This window comes from Roseateles sp. GW821-FHT09H11, assembly GCF_059415845.1.
Map to the genome: position 1 here is coordinate 379080 of NZ_JBWKOA010000006.1, position 18787 is coordinate 397866.

The 18787-nt window shown below is 68.8% G+C and carries 15 protein-coding genes and 4 tRNA genes; 1 reads left to right on the top strand and 18 read right to left on the bottom strand.

Annotated elements, in window-relative coordinates; genetic code table 11:
* Nucleotides 1–155: 155 nt before the first annotated feature.
* On the top strand, nucleotides 156–584 hold the full coding sequence (locus AC07PR_RS21275; protein WP_377156613.1) for a CBS domain-containing protein: 429 nt from the start codon (nucleotides 156–158) through the stop codon (nucleotides 582–584).
* 3 nt (nucleotides 585–587) lie between these two features.
* Here AC07PR_RS21275 and AC07PR_RS21280 read toward each other — a convergent pair whose 3' ends face one another.
* The 18 genes from AC07PR_RS21280 to pal form a co-directional block, all read right to left on the bottom strand.
* Complete coding sequence (locus tag AC07PR_RS21280; protein ID WP_495136477.1) at nucleotides 588–1166, bottom strand: nitroreductase family protein; 579 nt, start codon at nucleotides 1164–1166, stop codon at nucleotides 588–590.
* Between the two features lie 37 nt (nucleotides 1167–1203).
* Entirely contained in the window at nucleotides 1204–2838 is a 1635-nt protein-coding gene (phnE, locus tag AC07PR_RS21285; protein WP_495136478.1) for a phosphonate ABC transporter, permease protein PhnE, read from the bottom strand.
* Entirely contained in the window at nucleotides 2835–3650 is an 816-nt protein-coding gene (locus AC07PR_RS21290) for a phosphonate ABC transporter ATP-binding protein (RefSeq protein ID WP_483105519.1), read from the bottom strand. Before AC07PR_RS21290 ends, phnE begins: the two co-directional genes overlap by 4 nt.
* Nucleotides 3651–3665: 15 nt before the next feature.
* Nucleotides 3666–4553 (bottom strand): putative selenate ABC transporter substrate-binding protein, encoded by an 888-nt coding sequence (locus tag AC07PR_RS21295; protein ID WP_495136479.1) that lies wholly within the window; start codon nucleotides 4551–4553, stop codon nucleotides 3666–3668.
* Nucleotides 4554–4738: 185 nt separating this feature from the next.
* Nucleotides 4739–4834: transfer RNA gene (locus tag AC07PR_RS21300), tRNA-Sec, on the bottom strand.
* A gap of 16 nt (nucleotides 4835–4850) precedes the next feature.
* Nucleotides 4851–6908 (bottom strand): selenocysteine-specific translation elongation factor, encoded by a 2058-nt coding sequence (selB, locus tag AC07PR_RS21305; RefSeq protein ID WP_495136480.1) that lies wholly within the window; start codon nucleotides 6906–6908, stop codon nucleotides 4851–4853.
* Nucleotides 6905–8425, bottom strand: coding sequence for an L-seryl-tRNA(Sec) selenium transferase (selA, locus tag AC07PR_RS21310; RefSeq protein WP_495136555.1), 1521 nt, complete (start codon nucleotides 8423–8425; stop codon nucleotides 6905–6907). The genes selB and selA overlap by 4 nt, the downstream gene beginning before the upstream one ends.
* Before the next feature lie 20 nt (nucleotides 8426–8445).
* A complete protein-coding gene (gene fdhE, locus AC07PR_RS21315; RefSeq protein ID WP_377156624.1) occupies nucleotides 8446–9453 on the bottom strand; it encodes a formate dehydrogenase accessory protein FdhE in 1008 nt (335 codons plus the stop codon).
* Nucleotides 9450–10070, bottom strand: a complete 621-nt coding sequence (locus AC07PR_RS21320) for a formate dehydrogenase subunit gamma (protein ID WP_377162058.1) — start codon at nucleotides 10068–10070, stop codon at nucleotides 9450–9452. Before AC07PR_RS21320 ends, fdhE begins: the two co-directional genes overlap by 4 nt.
* A 17-nt stretch (nucleotides 10071–10087) precedes the next feature.
* A complete protein-coding gene (fdxH, locus tag AC07PR_RS21325) occupies nucleotides 10088–11068 on the bottom strand; it encodes a formate dehydrogenase subunit beta (protein ID WP_495136481.1) in 981 nt (326 codons plus the stop codon).
* Nucleotides 11069–11080: 12 nt separating this feature from the next.
* Complete coding sequence (gene fdnG, locus AC07PR_RS21330; RefSeq protein WP_483105513.1) at nucleotides 11081–14149, bottom strand: formate dehydrogenase-N subunit alpha; 3069 nt, start codon at nucleotides 14147–14149, stop codon at nucleotides 11081–11083.
* Nucleotides 14150–14494: 345 nt separating this feature from the next.
* On the bottom strand, nucleotides 14495–15598 hold the full coding sequence (apbC, locus tag AC07PR_RS21335; protein WP_495136482.1) for an iron-sulfur cluster carrier protein ApbC: 1104 nt from the start codon (nucleotides 15596–15598) through the stop codon (nucleotides 14495–14497).
* A 170-nt stretch (nucleotides 15599–15768) separates the two neighbouring features.
* Nucleotides 15769–15844: transfer RNA gene (locus AC07PR_RS21340), tRNA-Lys, on the bottom strand.
* A 177-nt stretch (nucleotides 15845–16021) separates the two neighbouring features.
* Nucleotides 16022–16097, bottom strand: a tRNA-Lys gene (locus AC07PR_RS21345).
* A gap of 34 nt (nucleotides 16098–16131) precedes the next feature.
* A tRNA-Lys gene (locus tag AC07PR_RS21350) sits at nucleotides 16132–16207 on the bottom strand.
* Nucleotides 16208–16307: 100 nt separating this feature from the next.
* Nucleotides 16308–17120 carry a tRNA threonylcarbamoyladenosine dehydratase gene (locus AC07PR_RS21355; protein ID WP_377156628.1) on the bottom strand — a complete coding sequence of 271 codons (813 nt, stop codon included), beginning with the start codon at nucleotides 17118–17120 and terminating at the stop codon, nucleotides 16308–16310.
* Between the two features lie 48 nt (nucleotides 17121–17168).
* Nucleotides 17169–17978 (bottom strand): tol-pal system protein YbgF, encoded by an 810-nt coding sequence (gene ybgF / locus AC07PR_RS21360; RefSeq protein ID WP_377156630.1) that lies wholly within the window; start codon nucleotides 17976–17978, stop codon nucleotides 17169–17171.
* A gap of 9 nt (nucleotides 17979–17987) precedes the next feature.
* Nucleotides 17988–18521, bottom strand: a complete 534-nt coding sequence (gene pal / locus AC07PR_RS21365; protein ID WP_495136483.1) for a peptidoglycan-associated lipoprotein Pal — start codon at nucleotides 18519–18521, stop codon at nucleotides 17988–17990.
* Between the last annotated feature and the right edge of the window lie 266 nt (nucleotides 18522–18787).

The following is an 18787-nucleotide window of genomic DNA, read 5'->3' on the forward strand; positions in this document are numbered from 1 at the left end:
TCACGACCTCGCTCCTTTGGGGGTCGGGTCTTGATGGGGCTTGCGGCGCGCCGCCAAGGCGCTTATCTTGGGGCGTCCGAATCCGTCAGCGATTTGCCCAAGTCCCGGCCAGGATTCAAGTCAGGATCCCAGCCAGGATTCCGCCAGGAGGCCCCATGAAACCGGTGTCCGAACTGTTGAAGAACCGCGGCCCGAGCGTCTGGCGCATCACGCCGGAAGCGACGGTGTTCGATGCGCTGCATCTGCTCGCGCAGCATGATGTCGGTGCGCTGCTGGTGATGGAGGGCGAGCGGCTGCTCGGCATCTTCTCGGAGCGCGACTACACCCGCAAGATCGCGCTGCAGGGCAGAGATTCGCGCAACACGCAGGTCAAGGAGGTCATGACGGCCAACGTGTTCGTCGTGAAGCCCGACACCGAGTGCCGCGAGTGCATGAGCCTCATGAGCCAGCGCAAGATCCGCCACCTGCCGGTGGTCGAGGGATCGACCGTCGTGGGCATGCTGTCGATCAGGGACCTGATGGACAACATCATCGCGGACGATGAGCTGACCATCGCTCAATTGCAGAGCTACATCTACGGTTAGGGGCTAACCGCCCCAGAACTGCAACGCGCGGTCGGCGCCGTCCTTGGCGGCGCGCGGCTTGGGCGGCTTGTCCGACGGCGCTGGCGTGCCCATCGCAATCCAGCCGAGCAGCGTCTCGCCCGGCTCGCAGAACGCGGCGATCAGACCCGGATCGCGCGCCTTCGCGCCGCTGAGCATCTTTCCGCCGAAGCCGAGCGCGTGCGCGGCGTTCAGGAAGTTCGTCAGCGCCCCACCCACGCAGGCCCACTGCTCGTGCGCCGGCACCTGCGGATGGCCCAGGTCCAGCCGCACGACGACGGCCACCGTCACCGGCGGACGCAGCGCGCGTTCCTCGTCCATCGCGAGGCCGGCGGCGTCCTTGCCCGCGCGGCGCGCAGCCTCGGCGAAGAGCGCCGCCATCGGGCGCTTCGCCTCGCCGCGCACGACCTTGAACCGGAAGGGCACCAGCCCGGCGTGATCGGGCGCGTGCAGCGCGGCATCGACCATCAGGCGCAGATGCCCGTCGTCGGGCCCGGGTTCGATCAGGTACTTCGGCCCGACCGAAGCACGCGTCAGCAGCAGCTTGAGGGCTTCGTCGTTCATGGCGGCTCACTTCCACGTTGCTCGGCAACGTCTCTCTTCAACGATTCAATTTCCGGCGCGCCGCGTAGGAACAGGCGTCGACCAGCATCACCAGCGCCAGCATCGCCAGCAGCACGGTGCAAGTCTCGCGCATCTGGAACAGGCTGAGGTGCAGGCTCAGCATCTGGCCGAGCCCGCCGGCCCCGACCACCCCCAGCACCGTCGCGGCGCGGATGTTGTTTTCCCACCGGTACAGCGTGTAGCTGAGCAGTTGCGGCGCCGCCTGCGGCAGCGTCGCGAACGCGAAGACCTGCCAGCGTGACGCGCCCGCCCAGCGCAAGGCCTGGGCGGTCTGCGGCGGTGCGTTCTCCAGCGCCTCGGCCATCAGACGGCCGAGCACGCCCGTCGTGTGCAGCGCCAGCGCCAGCGTGCCCGGCATCGGCCCCAGGCCGGCGGCGACCAGCAGGATCGCCGCCCAGACCAGTTCCGGCACGCTGCGCAGCACGTTCAGCAACAGCCGCGAAGTCCAGCGCAGCAGCCCCGGCGGCCGGCTGGCCAGCAGCGCGATCGCGAGCCCGGCCACCGCTGCCAGGACGCTGCCCAGCGCCGACATCGCCAGCGTCTCCAACGCCCCCTGGCCGACGCGTCCGAGAAAGGCCGGCGCCCACTGCGGCGGAAAGAACTCCGCGATGAAGCGCCCCATCTGGGCGAGCGCCCCCGCCCCCAGCAGTTCACCCCAGCGCAGCGGCAGCGTCACGAAGCTCGCGATCAGCAGCGCCAGCAGGCCGATGAGCAGCCCCCGCACGCCCCATCGCGGAGACGGCCGGGCGGTGCGACGGGACGCCTCCGCGCCCTGGCCGGCTTCACGCGCCGGACGCAGCCAGGCGCTGATCCGATCGGCCATCGCCACGAGCGCGATGAACACGAGCAGGATGGTCGCGACCTCGGCGCCGGCGAACATCTTGGTCGCGTTGTCCAGTTGCTGACCGAGCCCGCCCGCGCCGACGAAGCCCAGCACGACCGAGGACCGGATCGCGCATTCCCAGCGGTAGACGGTGTAGCTCACGAGCTCGTCGGCGCATCCGGGCAAGGTGCCGAAGAGCAGCGCCTGCAGACGTCCGGCGCCACCGCGCAGCAGCGCCTGCGTGGGCGCGGCGTCGGCGCTTTCGAGGATCTCGGCGTAGACCTTGCCGAGCATCCCGCCATAGGACAGCGCGATCGCCAGCACGCCGGCGCCGGGGCCGAGACCGATCACGCGGACCAGCATCAGCGCCCAGACCAGCTCCGGGACCGAGCGCAGCACGATGAGCACGAGGCGCACGATCCCGCGCAGCGCCGCCGGCCCCGGGCCCATGCGACCCGCCACCGCGGACACCGACAGCCGCGCCGTCGCCAGCAGCGCCATCGGCACGGCGATCACCCAGGCGAGCGCCATCCCCACCGTCGCCATCGCCACGGTGCGCCACGTGTCGGCGGCGAGCATCGTCAGGAACTCGGCATCCAGGCGCGGCGTCAGGAACTGCGCGCCGAAACGCATCGTCGCGCGCAGGCTGCGTTCATCGAGCAGTTCCCAAGGACGGAACTCGCACCAGACGAGGAGCGGCCACAGCAGCACGAGCAGGCCGACGGCCAGACCGAGTCGTCGCGTGGCGGCGGGATCGCGGCGCCACGGGGCCGCGGCGGCGGCGCTCATCGACACATCGCCTGTGGCAACGACGCCGGCGGCAACGTGTCCTGCGCCACAGGCGGCGGCTCGTTCAGCAGGTCGGCGTAGATCTCGTCCAGTTGACGCGCGCCGAGGTCCCGCGGCGGGCCGTCGTAGACGAGGCGCCCTTCGCGCAGCGCGATCACGCGCGGAAACACCCGGCATGCCAGGTCGACCTGGTGCAGGCTGCAGACCAGCGTGCGGTCCTGGGCGCGGGCCGTGTCTCGCAGGACCTCGAGCACGCGCTGCGCGCGCTGCGGGTCCAGCGCCGACAGCGGCTCGTCGGCGAGCCAGAGCCGCGCCTTCGACACCAGCAGCCGCGCGACCGCGACGCGCTGGCGCTCGCCGCCGGAGAGCTGATCGACGCGCGACCAGAGCCGATCGCCGAGCTCCAGACGGTCCAGCGCGTCGAAGGCGAGCCGCGCCTGCGCCTCGGTCGGGTTGAACAGCATGCGCAGGGTCTGCGCCATCGACGCGCCGGGCAACTGCCCGGCCAGCACTGCGGTGACCACGCGCTGGCGCGGCGGCAGCGGCGGATGCTGCGGCGCCAGCATCAGCTCGCGGCGCAGCCAGTGGCGATCGCGGGACGCCAAGGCCCAGGCGTCCTGCCCCGCCAGGCGCATGGTCCCGCCCACAGGTGCCAGCGCCATCGCCATCGCGTGCAGCAGCGAGGTCTTGCCGGCGCCCGACGCGCCGATCAACGCGACCTGCTCGCCGGTCTCGATGCGCAGCGTCAGCGGCTCGACCAGCGTGCGCGCCCCGGCCCTCAGGTGCAGGCCGTCCAGTTCCAGCAGCGGCATCGCGATCGTCTCAACTCACTTCAGCAGACCGGCGTTCTCGGCGGCGGCCTTGATGCCGGCATAGTTCTCGGGCTGCGTCGGCACGAACTTCGTCGCGCGCTGCAGGTCGAGGATCTCCTTGCCTTCCGGCGTCGACGGGTTGAGCTTCAGGAACGCGGCCTTGAGCTTCTCCTTCGTCGCGGCCGGCATGTCGGCGTGGACGCTCCAGTTGTAGTCGTAGTACGGCGGCGTCGTGAAGAAGACCTTGACGGCCGCGGTGTCGACCTTCTTCTCGGCGACGAGCTTCTCCCAGACGGAGATGTTGAGCGCACCGGCGTCGACCTTGCCCGAGGACACGGCGGCGACGGTGGCGTCATGCGCGCCGGAGAAGGAGATGCGCTTCAGATCCGCGTCGGGGTTGATCTTCGCGGCCAGCAGGAACGAGCGCGGCATCAGGTGACCCGAGGTCGACGACGCGGAACCGAAGCTGAGCGTCTTGCCCTTGAGGTCCTCGAGCTTCGTGATGCCCGACCTGGCGTCGGTGATGAAGACGGAGCGGAACTTCTCGTCCTCCTCGCGCTGGACCAGCGGGACGATCCTGCCGCCCGAGCGCACGTTGGCCTGCACGAAGGTGAAGCCGCCGAACCAGGCCAGGTCGATCTTCTTGTTGACGACGGCCTCGACGGCGGCGGCGTAGTCGGTGACGGGCGTCCACTCGACCTTCACGCCGAGTTCCTTCTCCAGGTACTTGCCGAGCGGCGCGAACTTGCGGGCCAGCTCGGTCGGCGATTCGTCGGGGATGGCGGTCACGCGCAGCACCTGCGGCGTCTGCGCCATCGCCGTTCCGGCGAGACCTGCGGCGATCAGCGACGCGGCGACGATTCCCTGCAGCGCACGGCTGACTTGTCGGAAGAGGCTAGACATCGGAGGCTCCAGTCAAAACGGTCGAAGTCAAAGAAATTGCCGCCCCGAGGGCGGCCGCAAGAACCAGCGACATCGGATGGCCGAAGCGAGCGGCCCGAGCTTGCGCCGAGGCGCGCAGCCGTACGCCCGTACGGCGAGCACCGCAGGCGCAAGATCGGGTCGCGCAGCCGGCAAGCCGATGTTGCTGGCGGAGAGACGTGGGAGTCGAACCCACCCGGCGATGCGTGGCATCACCCACCGGATTTGAAGTCCGGCCGATCCACCAGGATCGTTGTCTCTCCATTGATCGTTGCGCGTTCATGCGGTCTCGACGGCGTCGACGCGCGCGGCGCCGCCCCCCTCATGATCGTCGATGAACAGGCGGCTGTCGGTCCGCAGCCGGTGCGCGTCGCCGACGCGCCGCAGCACGCCGACCTTGTCGAAGAACTCCAGCACCTGGATCGCGCGCTTGCGCCCCAGGCCGCTGCGGTCGCGGAACACCGCGGCCTTCACGTCGCCGCCGATCGCCGAGGCCCGCGCGATGCGCGCCAGCTCATGGATCGCCGTCGGCGCGTAGTACAGGTCCTTCACGACTTGGAACAGCTCGCCCCGCTGCGACAGGCGCGCCAGGGTCGTGCGCACCAGCGCTTCGGGCTCGTGCGCGTCCTTGGCTAGGTCGCGCGCCCAGGCGCCTTCGAAGCCCGCCGACAGCAGCCGCGGCATCACCTTCTGCGCGAGGCGCTCGTCCAGCGCCGACAGCTGGATGCCGTGCGCCGGCAGATGCGCCGACGCGCCGCTGATCGCCACCTGTCCGGCCGACGCCATCCGCCGCACGAGCGACTGCCACAGCGCCTCCGCCATGCGTGGCGCGGCCAGTCGCCGCCAGCGCGCGAGGTCGGGACCGAGCTCCTCGGGCTGTTCCTCGTGATACCGCGCCAACCTGACCAGCGCGACGCCCTCCCACTGCGCCGTCTGCGCGGCGCCGAGCGCCCACGCCGGTCCGTCGGCGCCGGGCACGATCGTCGATGCGCTGTCCGCCGCCAGCTGGGCCGCGCGCGCGTCGCTCGCCACGCCCTGCCCCGCGGCGAATCGCGCGAGATCGACGCCCATCGGCGCCTGCGCCAGCAGGCCGGCCAGCCGTTGCGCGGGCGAGTCCGCCGTCAGCGCGACGAGTTCCGCGAGCCGCTGCGTCGTGCGGCGATAACGTGCCGGCGCGTGCGGATCGAGCACGACCCCGCCGGCCAGCGCGCGCGTCGCGGACGCGTCGCGCAGCACGACGCGGTCGCCGGCCCACGCGCCGATCGGTCGATGCAGCACGAGCTGCACCAAGCCCTCCTCGCCCGGCTGCAGCGCCTCAGCCGGCGCCACAGGGCTCACCCCCTCTCCCGCTTGCGGGAGAGGGCAGGGGTGAGGGCCAGCGGCCTGCGCCGTACCGAGGCGTCCGAGCATCGCCACCGACCCGGTGACCGCTTCCGCGCCGACATGCACGTGCACCGGCAGGCCGCTTCGCAGCGCGCGCGCTTCCTCGGGCCACAGCCGCAGCCGCGCATCGAGGCGGTCCGTCCACTGCGCGACCTCGGGCGCGGCCAGCCATTGGCCGCGCTCGACCTCGTCCTTCTCCAGACCGGCAAGGCCGATGGCGACGCGTTGTCCGGCCGACGCGCGCTCCGCCGGCTCGTTCTGTGCATGCAGGCTGCGCACGCGGCCGCGCCGCGGCGACTGTCCCGGCGCGGGCGGCAACAGCAGGAGTTCGTCGCCGACCGCCACCTCGCCCGCATGCGCGGTGCCGGTGCAGACCGTGCCCACACCGGGCAGGCTGAACACGCGGTCCACCGCGAGCCGGAAGGCCTGTCCCGCGACCTCGTGCGGCGGCAGCGCCTTCGCCTCGGCGATCAGGTGCTCGCGCAACGCGCGCACGCCCTCGCCCGCGGTCGCGGCCACCTCGAAGACCGGTGCGTCCGCCAGCGGCGTACCGGCCACCAGCGCGCGGATCTCCTCGCGCCGCTGCGCGCGCGTCGCGATGTCCACGCGGTCGCACTTCGTCAGCGCGATCGTCCCGCGCGCGATCCCCAGCAGCGACAGCAGCGCCAGATGCTCGCGGGTCTGCGGCATCACGCCGTCGTCGGCGGCCACCAGCAGCAGCGCGTGGTCGATGCCGGTCGCGCCGGACAGCATCGTGTGCACGAGGCGCTCGTGTCCCGGGACGTCGACAAAACCGATGCGCGGGCCCTCGCTCGCGTCCAGGAACGCATACCCGAGCGCGATGCTGATGCCGCGCCGCTTCTCCTCGGGCAGCCGATCCGTGTCGACGCCGGTCAGCGCCTTCACCAGCGTCGTCTTGCCGTGGTCGATGTGGCCGGCGGTTCCGACGATCACGCGAGCGCCTCCTTCAGCTGCGCGAGCTGCTCGAGGAAGTCGGGCTCCTCGCGCGCCTCGTCCAGGCAGCGCAGGTCCATCCAGAGTTCATCGGCCTGCACGCGCGCGATCACGGGCAGCGGCAACCCGCGCAGGGCCGTGAGCAGGTCGTCGAGCGCGCGCCCGATCCCCCGCTTGCCGGGCAGCCGCGGCGTCAGCACCAGCCCCGCCGACGGCAGCGTCTCCACCGGCAACGAGCCCGAGCCGATCTGCCCGCGCATCGCGCTGACGCGCGCGTCGAAGCGCGGTGCGACGGCCTCCTCGACGCGGGCCAGCAGCCGCTGCGCCTGCGCCTCGATCTGGCCCACCGGCCGCGTCAGCAGCCGCAGCGTCGGCAGGTCCTGCGTCAGCCGGTCCGGCTGCAGGTACAGCCGCAGCGTCGCCTCCAACGCGGCCATCGGCAGCTTGGACAGGCGCAACGCGCGCTTCATCGGGAACTTGCGGATCTTCTGCACCAGGTCCTTGCGACCGACGATCAGACCCGCCTGCGGCCCGCCCAGCAGCTTGTCGCCGCTGAAGGTCACGATGTCGCAGCCGTCGGCCAGCATCGCCTGAGGCAGCGGCTCGGCCGGCAGGCCCCATTGCGCCAGGTCGACCAGCGAGCCGCTGCCCAGGTCCGTCATCAGCGGCACGCCCGCGGCCTTCGCGATCGGGGCGAGTTCGGCCTCGCTCACCGACGACGTGAAGCCCTGGATCGCGTAGTTGCTGGTGTGGACCTTCAACAGCAACGCAGTGTCCGGACCGATCGCGGATTGATAGTCCCGCGCATGCGTGCGGTTGGTCGTGCCGACCTCCACCAGCCGCGCCCCCGCCGCCGCCATCACGTCGGGCATGCGGAACGCGCCGCCGATCTCGACCAGCTCGCCGCGCGACACGACGACCTCCTGGCCGCCGGCCAGCGCGGCGATGCCCAGCAGCACCGCGGCGGCGTTGTTGTTGACGACCGTCGCCGCCTCGGCGCCGGTGATGTCGCACAGCAGCGATTCGACGAGGCTGTCGCGGTCGCCGCGCTCACCGCGCGCAAGGTCGAACTCCAGGTTGTTGGGCGAGCTCATGCAGCTCAGCACATGGCGCAGCGCCTCGTCGGCCAGCAGCGCGCGGCCCAGGTTGGTGTGCAGCACCGTGCCGGTGAGGTTGATCACGCGGCGCATGCGCGGCGCGAGGCGCTCGACGCACAGGCGCTCGAGCTCGGACGTCAGGCGCTGAAGCTCCTCCGCCGGCAGCGTGCCCGCCAGCGCGCGCTGGCGCCACGATTCGAGCAGGTGTCGCGCCTGCGCGGCGACGAAGGCGTGACCGTGTCGCGCCATCAGGTGCGTCACCGCCGGATCGCGCAGCAGACGATCAACGGAGGGAAGGTCCTTCGGGGCCGCGGCCGCAGCGCGCGGCGCGGCGTGCCCGCGCGAGGGAACAGAGCGATCGTCGGGCGCGGCTGGGTCCTGACTGCTGACCGGGGAGCCTGCCGTCGGACCATGAACCATGGATGCCTCGGGCTTCATGCTCAGTGTCCTCCGGGGTCCGGAGGAGGCGCCTCGGCCTCGCCGAGGATCAGCAGCGGGTTGAACCCCTGCCTCACGAGGCCGAGTTCGCCGACCAGCAGATCGAGCGTCAGCGTCGCCAGGTCGTCGGCCAGCGGCTCGACCTGCAGGTCCTTTTCCATGTGGACCTGCTTGAGGTAGTGCCCGCAGGTCTCGCAGCACTCGGCCGCGACGGCCTCGGACTTGTTGCCGTCGGCGTCGACGAGGCTCTGGAAGGTGATGCCCTTCGTGCCCTGGCAATGCGTGCACTTGATGCGCACGTAGTGCCACTGCGCGCCGCACAGCGAGCAGGCGAGGAAGCGCTGCCCGGACTGTTCCGCCGCGATGCGCGTGATCGAGGCCACCGGTCGCGAGCCGCAGCACGGACAGACCGTCGGATCGTCGATCATGCCGAAGGGCGCGACGTGCTCGCCCTGGTCGCTGCCGTCGTAGCGCGCCTGCAGCTGCACGACGAGCCGCGCCCAGTACACCTGCAAGGCCGCGGCGATCAGCGGCGCCGCCGCCGGGTCCAGGCCCGGCGCTCCGCCGGCGAGCAACGCGCCCGCCTGCTGCTCCAGCCAGTCGTCGTCGGCTTCGCCCAACTGCGTCACCAGCGCCTTCGCCGGATCGGGGATCGCCGCCGTCGCCATCGCGCGCAACAAGGCGCGGAGTTCCTCGCGCCACACCGGATCGCGCCGGAAGGTCGTCACGTCGAGCGGCGGCAAGCCACCGACCATCGCGCTGTTGACCAGCACCTCGTCCAGCAGCTTCATCGGCTCGGCGCGCCGGAAGCGCTCATGCTGCGCCTGCGCCAGCTCCGCCACGAACAGCAGGTAGTCCCGCATCGCATGCCCCTCGGCCAATTGGCGCAGGCGCAGCGCGCGCTCGGCGAAGAGGCCGGGCTCCGGCACCTTCACCGGCGCGGCGCGTGCGCCGGCGTTGACCGCGATCTCTTCCGGGGTCATGACCCGGACGGGGCTGGGGGATGTCATGCGCGGGGCCGCTCCTTCGCTTCCTTGTGCCACAGCGGGTGATGGTGCGCGGCCCAGGTGTCGGTGACCGTACCACGGGTCATCGCCCGGAACGAGCCCTTGACCCAGATTGCCGCGTAGACATGGATGATGATTGTCAGGATCAGGATCGTCGCCGATACCGAGTGCAGCAACACCGCGATGCGACGCAACATGATGTTGCCTTCCGGGAACCAGGCGTGCCAGAACATGAAGCCGGTGACCAGCAGGAGGATCAGCGTCACGACCATCACCCAGAACACGATCTTCTGGCCGGCGTTGTACTTGGCCGCGGGCTGGACGCCCTCCTTGCCGGCGCCGGTGATCATGGCGGGGCTCTGCCGCATCCATTGCGTGTCGGCGCCGATCCAGAGGTTGTCGCGCCACATCCGCACCGCGAGGAAGGCGAAGGCGATCACCATGCCCACGCCCAGGTAGGGATGCAGCACGCGCGTCCACGGCCCGCCGCCGAAGAGATTGCTGAGGAAGTAGAGGCTCGGGTGGAAGAAGGCCAGGCCCGAGAGCCCGGCGCACAGGAACAGCAGCACGATGAGCCAGTGGTTGAGCCGCTGGCTGTCGCGATAGCGTTGCAGCAACATGGTGAGCTCCCGGTGGGTCACAGGCCGCCGCTGGGCGGGGTGTACGTCGAACGCCGCGGCTCACCGCCCGGCACGCCGTCGGGGCCTTCGCCATGCTTGGCGCGTTCGTAGGCCAGTTCCTCTTCGGGATCCGGCTCGTCGTGCTCCGTCTTCTGCGGGCCGACCTTCATGTAGTGGAAGAAGCCCGCCACCGCCGCGCCGACCATCGCGGCGACCGCCAGCGGCTTGGCCGCGCCCTTCCACAAGGACACCAGCGGACTGATCTGCGGATCCTTCGGCAGCCCGTGATACAGCGTCGGCTGATCCGCATGCTGCAGCACGTACATCACGTGCGTGCCGCCGACGCCCTGCGGGTCGTACACACCGGCGTTCTGGTAGCCGCGCTCCTTCAGGTCGACGATGCGTTCGGCGGCGAACTCGTGCATGTCCTCCTTCGAGCCGAAACGGATCGCCCCCGTCGGGCAGGCCTTCACGCAGGCGGGTTCCAGGCCCACGCCGACGCGGTCCGAGCACAGGCTGCACTTGTAGGCCTTGTTGTCGGCCTTGCTGATGCGCGGCACGTCGAACGGACAGCCGGTCACGCAGTTGCCGCAGCCGACGCAGTGCTCGGAGATGAAGTCGACGATGCCGTTCTGGTACTTCACGATCGCGCCCGGCGCGGGGCAGGCCTTCAGGCAGCCGGGGTCCTCGCAGTGCATGCAGCCGTCCTTGCGGATCAGCCACTCCAGCTTGTTCTCGACGACCTCCACTTCCGAGAAGCGCATCACCGTCCACGACTGCGGGGTCAGGTCGCGCGGGTTGTCGTAGGTGCCGTGGGTCTCACCGACGTCGTCGCGCAGGTCGTTCCACTGCATGCAGGCGACCTGGCAGGCCTTGCAGCCGATGCACGAGGAGACGTCGATCAGCTTGGCGACTTCCGTCGTCGTGCGCCGCGCGTCGGGGCTGGGCAGCGTCGTCGCGGAGCGCTTGGCGATGTCGAGGGATTGCAATGAAGACATGGCTGAGGCTCCTCAAGCTTTCTCGATGTTGACGGTGAAGCTCTTGAACTCCGGCGTCTGGGTATTCGCGTCGCCCACGAACGGGGTCAGCGTATTGACCAGATAACCGGGCTTGGCCACGCCGACGAAGCCCCAGTGGTTCGGCAGGCCCACGGTGTGGACCCGCTTGCCGCCGACATCGAGCGATGCCACGCGCTTGGTCACCACCGCCACGGCCTTGATGAAGCCGCGGTTGGAACTGACCTTCACCTGGTCGCCGTTGCCGATGCCCTTCTCCTTCGCGAGTTCCTCGCCGATCTCCACGAACTGCTGCGGCTGGATGATCGCGCTCGTGCGCACGTTCTTGGTCCAGTAGTGGAAGTGCTCGGTGAGCCGGTAGCTGGTCGCCACGTAGGGGAACTTGTCCGGCTTGCCGAACTGCTCGCGGTCGGCCTTGAACACCCGGCCGGCCGGGTTGTTCATGGCCTTGGCGTTGGTCGGGTGCATCGGGTTGACCGTCAGCGGCGACTCGAAGGGCTCGTAATGCTCCGGCAGCGGGCCGTCGACCATGCCGCTGGGCGCGAACAGGCGCGCCACGCCCTCGGCGGTCATGATGAAGGGCCGCACCGCGTCCTCGTCATTGGGGTTGGCGTCCGGCCGGATGTCCGGCACGTCGGAGCCGCCCCATTTGTCGGTGTAGCTGATCAGTCGCCGCTTCGGATTCCACGGCTTGCCGCTCGGGTCGCAGGACGCGGCGTTGTAGAGCACGCGCCGGTTCGCCGGCCAGGCCCAGGCCCAGTTCAGCGTCTGGCCGATGCCCCACGGGTCGCTGTTGTCGCGCCGGGCCATCTGGTTGCCCGCCTGCGTCCACGCGCCGGCGTAGATCCAGCAGCCGCTGGAGGTCGTGCCGTCGTCGCGCAGCAGGCCGAAGCCGGAGAGCTGCTCGCCCGCCTTCGCCAGGACCTTGGTCGGGTCCTTCGGATCGGTCACGTCGGCCAGCGCCTTGCCGTTGAACTCCATCGCCAGCTCCTCGGCCGAGGGGCTGTGCGGGATCTTGTACGGCCAGCTGAGGTTGACGATCGGATCCGGATACGCACCGCCGTCCTTCTGGTACAGCGCGCGCAGGCGCAGGAAGATCTCCGCGATGATCTCCGCGTCGCCCTTGGCCTCGCCCGGGGGCTCGGCGCCCTTCCAGTGCCACTGCAGCCAGCGTCCGGAGTTGGTCAGCGAGCCGTCCTCCTCCGCGAAGCAGGTGCTCGGGAAGCGGAACACCACGGTCTGGATCTCTTCCGTCTTCACGTCGTTGTGCTCGCCGTAGTTCTTCCAGAACTCGGCGGTCTCCGTGTTGAGCGGATCGATGATCGCGAGGAACTTCAGCTTGGACAGGCTCTCGACCACCTTCTTCTTGTTGGGGAAGGAGCCCACCGGGTTGAAGCCCTGGCAGATGTAGCCGTTGACCTTGCCCTGGTGCATTAGCTCGAAGGCCTGCAGCACGTCGTAGCCCTTGTCCCACTTCGGCAGGTAGTGGTAGGCCCAGTCGTTCTCCTTGGTCGCGGCCTTGCCCCACCACGCCTTCTGCTGGCTGACGAAGAACTTCGGATAGTTCTGCCAGAAGCTCATCTGGTTGGGACGCAGCGGCTTGAGCGCGCGGGTCTTGTAGTAGGTCTCGAGGTCCTGCTCGGAGTCCTTGGCCAGCGACATGTAGCCCGTCAGCGAGGTCGACAGCAGGCCCAGGTCGGTGAGGCCCTGGATGTTGCTGTGGCCGCGCAGCGCGTTCATGCCGCCGCCGGGCTGGCCGATGTTGCCCAGCAGCAGTTGCACCAGCGCGCCGGTGCGGATGATCTGCGAGCCCTGGCTGTGCTGCGTCCAGCCCAGGGCGTACAGGATCGTCATCACCTTGCCGGGGGCCGAGGTCTCGCCGATCTGGCGGCAGATCTCGACGAACCGGTCCTTGGGCGTGCCGGTGATCTCGCTGACCTTCTCGGGCGTGTAGCGCGAGAAATGCTGCTTCATGACGTTGAGCACGCAGCGCGGGTGCTGCATCGTCATGTCGACCTTGGCGAAGCCCTTCTCGTCCATCTCATAGGCCCACGACGCGTTGTTGTAGGCGCGCTTGGCCTCGTCGTAGCCCGAGAAGATGCCATCCTCGAACTTGTAGCCCTCACCGACGATGAACGGGGCGTTCGTGTAGTGCCGGACGTACTCGGTCTGGATCTTGTTGTTGCTCAGCAGGTAGTGGATGACGCCGCCCAGGAAGGCGATGTCGGACCCCGCGCGGATCGGCGCGTAGTAGTCGCTCATCGCGGCCGAGCGCGTGAAGCGCGGGTCGACGACGATCAGCCGGGCCTTGTTGTGATGCTTGGCCTCGATCACCCACTTGAAGCCGCAGGGATGCGCCTCGGCGGCATTGCCGCCCATGATCAGCACGAGATCGGCGTTCTTGATGTCCACCCAGTGGTTGGTCATCGCGCCGCGTCCGAACGTCGGGGCCAGACTGGCCACCGTCGGTCCGTGTCAAACGCGGGCCTGGTTGTCGAACGCGAGCATCCCCGTCGAGCGCATCGCCTTGTGGGTGATGTAGCCCGACTCGTTCGAGGATGCCGAAGCGCAGATCATGCCGGTCGAGAGCCAGCGGTTGACGGTCTTCCCGTCGGCGTTGCTGGCGATGAAGTTGGCGTCGCGGTCGGCCTTGAGCAGCTTCACGAAGCGGTTCATCGCCTCGTCCCAGCTGACGCGCTTCCACTCCTTGGCGCCGGCCTCGCGGATCTCCGGGTACTTCAGCCGGTTGGGGCTGTGGACGAAGTCCAGCAGGCCCGCGCCCTTCGGGCACAAGGTGCCGCGATTGACCGGATGATCGGGGTCGCCCTCGATGTGGATGATCTCGGAACTGACGTTCTTCGCCTTGTCCCCGAGCGAGTACATGATGATCCCGCAACCGACCGAGCAGTAGGGGCAGGTGTTGCGGGTCTCGGTCGCCCGGGCGAGCTTGAACTGGCGCGTCTCGGCCAGTGCGGCAGTCGGAGAGAACCCCAACGCCACGAGGCTCGAGCCCATCACGGCCGCCCCGCTCACCCGGAAGAAGTGCCTCCGGTTCATGTCCATCTTGTGCCTCCTGGGCTCGGCCTCCGCTCACGAAGACCGACCTGGGTGAAATGCACGGCCGTCACGCGGCCCGTTCGAGCATTTCGGCACAAAGCTCCCGCTTTGTCCAATGGGGACTCACCCTCTGACGCGAGGGACAACCGCAGGGCGCACCGCGATAGGCGATGGGATTTTCTGACGGTCCGGTTTGTGCGTTGCAGCGACCGAGCGGCCCGCCGCGCAGGCCGGTGCCCCTCTGCGCTCAATCTCCTCCTCGCCGCTCGGAATTCGCTCCGAGGGGCACCGGCCTGCGCGGCTCCCGTTGCAGTGCAGCACGGCGTGGAGGGACCGCCGCGGGCGGCGGGGTCAGGTGTTTTTCGAGATGGTGATCGTCGGGAATTTCGATGAGTAGTCCTTGGCCTGGCCGGCCAGCTTCACCGCGATCTTGCGCGCGATCTGCTTGTAGGCCTGGGCGTGCGGGCCGTCGGGCTCCGCGACGACCGTCGGCTTGCCGCTGTCCGCCTGCTCGCGGATCGACAGGGCCAGCGGCAGCGAGCCGAGCAGCTCCTGCGAGTACTGGTCCGCCATGCGCTGGCCACCGCCGCTGCCGAAGATGTGCTCGGCATGGCCGCACTGGCTGCAGATGTGGATGGCCATGTTCTCGACGATGCCCAGGATCGGCACGCCGACCTTCTCGAACATCTTCAGACCCTTCTTCGCATCGATCAGCGCGATGTCCTGCGGCGTGGTCACGATCACCGAGCCGCTCACCGGCACGCGCTGCGACAAGGTCAGCTGGATGTCGCCGGTGCCCGGCGGCATGTCGATCACGAGGTAGTCCAGATCGCGCCAGCGCGTCTGGCGCAGCAGCTGATCCAACGCCTGCGTCGCCATCGGACCGCGCCAGACCATCGCCTGGTCGTCCTCGACCAGGAAACCGATCGACATCAGTTGCAGGCCGTGCGATTCCAGCGGCTCCATCGTCTGGCCATCGGTGCTCTCCGGACGCCCATGGATGCCCAGCATCAGCGGCAGGCTGGGGCCGTAGATGTCCGCATCGAGCAGGCCGACGGTCGCGCCTTCGGCCGAGAGCGCCAGCGCCAGGTTGGCGGCCGTCGTGCTCTTGCCGACGCCGCCCTTGCCGGACGCCACCGCGATGATGTTCTTCACCCCCGGCAGCAGTTGCACGCCGCGCTGGACGGCGTGGGCGGTGATCCTGGTCGTCACGCCGACGCTGACGTTGCCGACGCCCGGCACCGACCGCGCCGCCTCGACCAGCGCCGCGCGCAGCGCATCGATCTGGCTGGCGGCGGGGTAGCCCAGCTCGACGTCGAAGCTGACCGCGTCGCCCTGCACCTTGAGGTTGCGGAGTTGCTTCGTGGAGACGAAATCGCGACCGGTGTTGGGATCGACGACCTGCTGCAGGGCCTGCAGCAGCGGCGCTTCTTGAATCTGGGGAGCTTGGGACATGGGCGAAGGTGATCGTGGCGATCAGAGGAATGTCGACGGGCAGTCTAGCCGAGCGGCCAAAACCCGATACTCGAAGGCGGATGCCGGAATCAGTTTCCGGCGCACTTTCCGGGCACATCCGGCGCAGAAAAGGAAAAAGGGGTTGCAGCACTGCTGCAACCCCTTTGTTCTGGTGGGCCCTGAAGGATTCGAACCTTCGACCAACGGATTAAGAGTCCGCTGCTCTACCAACTGAGCTAAGAGCCCGAAATTCTCTTTGTCTTCTTGTCGTCCTGCAGGTTTCTATCGAAACTTGCGAAGCCGAGATTATGTCAGATATTTTGTCCTCGTCACACCAGATCCCCTCTGACATCGTCTCGTCGTCCGTGAATCGCACGCAACATCCTGCGCGTCTTTCACTCTGACGATCCGACAAGGATCGGTTGGTGGGCCCTGAAGGATTCGAACCTTCGACCAACGGATTAAGAGTCCGCTGCTCTACCAACTGAGCTAAGAGCCCCCGAGAACATTCAACTGACTGCCATCTGAAACGATGGTGGGTCGTGCAGGATTCGAACCTGCGACCAACGGATTAAAAGTCCGCTGCTCTACCGACTGAGCTAACGACCCGAAGCCTGCACGCCTAAGCCTGCTTCAAGCAGTGAAAGCCGAGTTGCCCCGGCCTCCGCTGCATCGCTTCGAGGTGTTCGCCCCTCAGCAGAGCCTCACATTATAGGACGGTTTTTTGGGGTCGCGCAAGCGCCTTCAGATACCGTTTCACCAGCTCCGCCGCCGCGACCATGCCGAAGCCGGCAGTGACCGCGACACTCGATCCATACCCATGGCAATTCAGGTTGCCATCCAGGTCGCAGGCATCGACGCCTTCCGGCCGCGTCACCGGCTCTCGCGAGAACACGCAGGTCACGCCCATCGCGCCCTGGCGCGGCGCGGCGTGGAACTTGCGCAGCCGCTGACGCAGGTTGGCCAGCAGCGGATCATGGGTGGTCTCGGACAGGTCCAGGATCTCGACGTCCTGCGGCCGGTGCTTGCCGCCGGCGGCGCCGATGCAGATCTGGGGGAGTTTGAGCGCCCTCGCCCACGCCGCGATCTGCGCCTTGGCGCGGACCTGGTCGCAGGCATCGACGATGCCGTCGACCTGCACGTCGCCGAGCAGCGAGGGCCAGTTCTTGTCGTCGACGAAGTCCTCGATGGTGACGACCTCGCAGCCCGGGTGGATGTCCGCGATGCGCTGCTTCAGCGCTTCCGCCTTGGCCATGCCCAGCGTGCTGCCGAGCGCCTGCACCTGGCGGTTGATGTTGGATTCGGCGACATGGTCGAGGTCGACCAGCACCAGTCGCGCCACCCCCATGCGGGCCAGCGCCTCGACGACCCAGGAGCCCACGCCGCCCAGCCCCACGACGCAGAAACGCGCCGCGCGCAGCCGCGCGTAGTCCCGCTCACCGTGCAGACGGCGCAGACCGCCGAAGCGGCGCTCCGCGTCCGCTTCCAGATCAAGGGGGCCGTGCCCGGTCTCCAGACTCAAGATCGTTGCGCGCCGGAGCGCGTCCTCAGCAGGTCGGCAAGCAGCGGATCAGCGCAGTCCCGCCGCGCGTTCCTTGGCGGCCTTCGCGGCCTCGCTGCCGGGGTAGGCCTTCTGCAGGTCTTCCAGCGTCTTGCGGGCGCTCTTGGTGTCCTTGAGCTCGATCTGGCAGTTGGCGATCGCCAGCAGGCTCTCGGCCGCGCGCGGATGGTCCGGATTCGCGGCGACGAAGGCCTTGAAGGTCGCGATCGCGCCCTTGTAGTCGCGCTTGCCGTATTGCGCGTTGCCCAGCCAGAAGCGCACCGAGTCGGAGAAACCGCTCGCCGGGAAACGCTGCAGGAAGGACGTGAAGGCGGACACCGCCTCGTTGAAGTCGCCGCGGCGGATCAGGCCCATCGCGGCATCGAACTGGCGCTTCTCTTCCGGATCGGCCTGGAATTCCTTGCCGTCCAGCGACACCTTCTGCGGCTCCAGCGGGCGCAGCCGGTTGTCGAGCGTGGCCGACTGGTCGGCCACCTTGCGCTGGGTTTCGGACAGGTCGCGCGCCAGCTGTTCGTTCTGGCCGCGCATCTTGGCCAGGTCCGACTTCAGCGCCTCGATCTGTCCGGACAGGTCCAGCAGACCGCGTCGCGCGGTCTCGAGCTGGCCCTGCAGCTCCGTGACACGGGCACGCTGCGCGTCCTCGTTCTGCGCCATCTTGGTCCGCAGGTCGAGGATGGCCTTGCGGGCCTCGTCGTCCTCGAACAGCGCCGCCCGCGCGGGGCCGGCGGCGCTCAGCGCCATCAGCACGCCGATCAGCGCGGCCTTGGCCGCCGACACCGGCGCGAAGGGGAAGGAACGATGGAATCGCAGCATGCTCATGTCACCGGATCACTTGTCGCGCAGTTCGACGCGACGGTTCTTGGCCCACGCCTCTTCGTTGTGGCCGGTGTCGGTCGGACGCTCCTTGCCGAAGCTCACCGCCTCGACCTGGCCCGAGGACACGCCCAGCAGCGTCAGCGACTTGGCGACGGCTTCGGCACGCTTCTGGCCCAGGGCCAGGTTGTATTCGCGGCCGCCGCGCTCGTCGGCGTGGCCTTCGAGGCTCAGCTGCAGCGACTTCTTGTTGTTCAGGCGCTTGGCGTGGTTCTCGATCAGGCTGCGGTACTCGTCCTTGACGACGAAGCTGTCGAAGTCGAAGAACACGACGCGCTGGTTGGACACGGCGGCGTCCAGCTGGGCGCCCAGGTCGACGGTCTCGACCTTGCGTTGCGCGTTGGCGTTCGGGTCGACCTGCGGGCCGCTCGGCTGCGTCACGACCGGGGTCTTGTTCTCGACCGGGGCCGGTTCATCCAGCTTGGTCGAGCTGCAGGCGGACAGGGCTGCCGCGGCCACCAGGCCAAGCATCAGTTTTTCGAGTTTCATGGGCATACGCTCCTAGAGGTCAAGCGGGCGGGAGTTACGGTCTGGACATGGCGGTGGACAGCGCCGCCGGTGAAGCCGCGGGGAACAGCAATTGTGAATCATCGGCTAACACATCCGTGGGGCCGGCATGCCGGCGCGGAGGGGTCGTCGAATCGTCGCGATCACGCTTCGCACGGGATGGGCGAAGCGCGACGCCAACGTAGGCAATCCATGTGCCCGGCGTTGCGAAATGCGTCGATTTCCCGGACGTACGAGCGCTCGGCACC